This is a genomic window from Yoonia sp., from assembly GCF_017854415.1.
Classification (GTDB): Bacteria; Pseudomonadota; Alphaproteobacteria; order Rhodobacterales; family Rhodobacteraceae; genus Yoonia.
This window is the reverse complement of record NZ_JAFMHR010000242.1, coordinates 1-2,725: the sequence shown is the minus strand read 5'-3', so window position 1 is coordinate 2,725 and position 2,725 is coordinate 1. Positions and strand designations below refer to the sequence as shown.

The following is a 2,725-nucleotide window of genomic DNA, read 5'->3' as shown; positions in this document are numbered from 1 at the left end:
AGCGGCTGAAGTCGTGGGCCATTGCCAACCACGCCAGCTGCGGTTCTTGGATCTGCAGCAAGTTTAATGACCAGCGCGGATGCCGCCACCCATGCCCTGACGGTGGCAAGCACATCTGCAATGTCACTTTGCTCAATGGGTGGGCCTGCGAGAAGAAGGAGCACAATAGGATGACCCACAACACAGCCCGCGACGGCGCGGTGAAGACCCGCTAGGGCCAGGAGCGGGACTCTCGCCAAGGGTTCCGCACCCCTGAGATTGTGATCATTGAGCTTTTCGCCGGCATGTTGCCCTTTGCCACGGCGGCAGGCGAGCTTGGCATCCCAGTTAAGGCCTCTTACTCCTCTGAGGTCGACGCTGATGCACTCACCGTCTCTCGGGCCAACCACTCCGACACTGTCGAGCTGGGCGACGTTCGGAGCATCACTGAGGCCATCATCCAAGGGATTGTCCGCGACCAGGGAGCTGCCGTTTACCTTCTTGCCGGAGGCCCTCCCTGCGTGGACGTTTCCCGCCTCAACTCAGCCAGGTCCGGCGCTTTCGGTGCGCAGTCGTCTCTCCGAGAGGACTTTGGCCGTGTTTGGCGCCACCTGCAGCACAGTGTGGCAGCTGTGCCAGGGGCTGTTTGTTTAGGTCTCATGGAATGCACTAACATGGACCTGAAGGACCGCGCCCCCTACGACGCCATCTTCAACGAGGGCGCCTTCTCTGTAGGCGCTCATGCCTTCTCTGCAATCACACGGCCTAGGCTGTGGTGGCCAAGCACTCAGCCTTCCTGGCCCGCTGGCACTGAGGTCCGGCCGGGCCGCGACGGTGTCTTCCACGTCGAACCGTCAACGCGCAAGCAGCCGTCCGCCGACGCCCTCTTGCCTGGTTGGTCCCCCGTTGCTGGGTCTTCAACCGTCTTCCGATCACTCACCACACGCAGAGCTCGCAATAAGCCTGGCTGGGATCCTAAGGGTCTTCGTGACGCCTCTCCTGGTGCCCTCCGGCGGTGGGAACAAGACAAGTGGTCTTCTGCTCCTTACCAATACGCCGCCACCAACTGCGTCCGCAACCACCGCGGCTTTGTGCGGCGCCTCTGCCCTTCGGAAGAAGAGGTCTTGATGCAGTGGCCGTTGGACCATACTTTGCCCTTGCTCAATGCCCTCAAGGCCACGGATGTTTCCGGCGCTGAGATCGCGCGTAGGAGGCATACTCTCATCGGCAATTCTTGGCACCTTGGTGTTGCTAAGTTTTGGCTGTTGGCGCTCCTCACGCCCACCTTGGGAGCTCAGGCCCTTAGCCCAGGCAAGGGCATTGACTTTGACCAACGCGTACCAGGCTACGCCTCCGTGTACGACGAGCTCAGGAACATGTGTCCTTACAATGCTGACCGGGTGGCCAGGGACCTCCCGATGGACATCCCCTTGGGCCCAGACTTTGCCGAGCAGCACGCGCACTTGGCAGCAGGCAATGCCCTTTGGGTCCAGCCGCGGCGATCCACAGTCGCATCCGGCCACCGCAGCCTCCTGGCTCGCGGCCTTGACCCCCAGGTGCAATTTGAAGCGGCCCTTGCTGCGGCCAGCCCTTTCGCCGCTGAGCCCGCTCTTTCTGACGACTTGGACTTCGCCATCCGTCAGACTGTCAAACTTGGGACCGGTGCTAGTGCCTGGCGACGCAAACAGCTGCGCACCCTCAAGAAGATCTGCAACACAGCCGTGGGCATCAACGCAGCTTTTCCGCCAGGCCAAGCTGCCACCCGCCTGGGTAGGAACGTCCCCGCTGGAACCTTTGACTTGCTCAGGTATGCCCTCCAGTGGCCTGACACTGCGCTGCCTGCTCTCTTCTCCACGGGGGCACAGGTCATTGGCGACTTGGGTCACATCGGCATCTACCGCGATGCGGCAGTGCATGCAAGCGTCGACCTTGCGCAGTTCCAAGCCTCCAACGAAGATTGGATTGCCCAAGTGGAGGCTATGCCTCGCCCCAGGGGTGAGCAGTCTGCAGTCATTTGGAAGAAGACTGCTGAAGAACTTGACTTGGGCTTCATGTCAGGACTCTTCACCAAGGCGGAAATGGACGCCCGCTTTGGCCTTGGCAAGTGGCGCCCTCTGGTCCGCTTCGCCGTTTGGCAAGAAGGTAGCCAGTCTTGGAGAGTCATTGATAATGGGCGTAGTGCCGCCCACAATGACACTGTGGTCGCTACTGAGCGCATCCACACCACTTCCACGGAAGTTGGCTTGGCTATGGCGCAGCGCTTTCGCAAATACGCCAACGCACCTCTTGCTGGGGGTTTGGAGCTTCGCTCCTCCACATCCGATATGTGGAAGGCGTTCCGCCAAATTCCGGTCTGTGACGAGCACCTTCCGTACCACGTCGTCGCAGTCTACTCTGAGAAAGAGGGTGTCATGCGTTACGGCCCGTTGGACGGCATGGCCTTCGGCTTGGGAGCGGCTGTTCTCCAATTCAACCGTGTGCCAGCGTTCTTGCTCGCCCTCGCCCGCCGGTTCTTGTGCATACCGGTCGTCGGCTTCTATGACGACTACCGCATTACGGACATTGCGGAAGGTCGTGGAAGTGCTGACGCAACTTTCCAAGAACTCCTCGCCTGGTTGGCCATCAGGCTTGACCCTAAGAAGCACCAAGCGCCGGCACCGCTTGTCGTCTTCATTGGGTCCTTGGAGGACAGCTCTTGTGCAGGCGTTAATGATGAGATCATCCTCCGCCCCAAGCCAGGACGTGC

The 2,725-nt window shown here is 60.6% G+C and carries 1 protein-coding gene and 1 pseudogene; both read left to right on the top strand.

The annotated features are described in order from the left end of the window. Positions 1-260 precede the first annotated feature (260 nt). Positions 261-512 (top strand): annotated as a pseudogene (locus QZ197_RS16155) (DNA cytosine methyltransferase); the annotation flags it as partial. Between the two features lie 1,023 nt (positions 513-1,535). Further along, positions 1,536-2,725, top strand: a 1,190-nt coding sequence (locus QZ197_RS16050; protein WP_296433265.1) for a hypothetical protein, incomplete at its 3' end; no start/stop codon positions are given.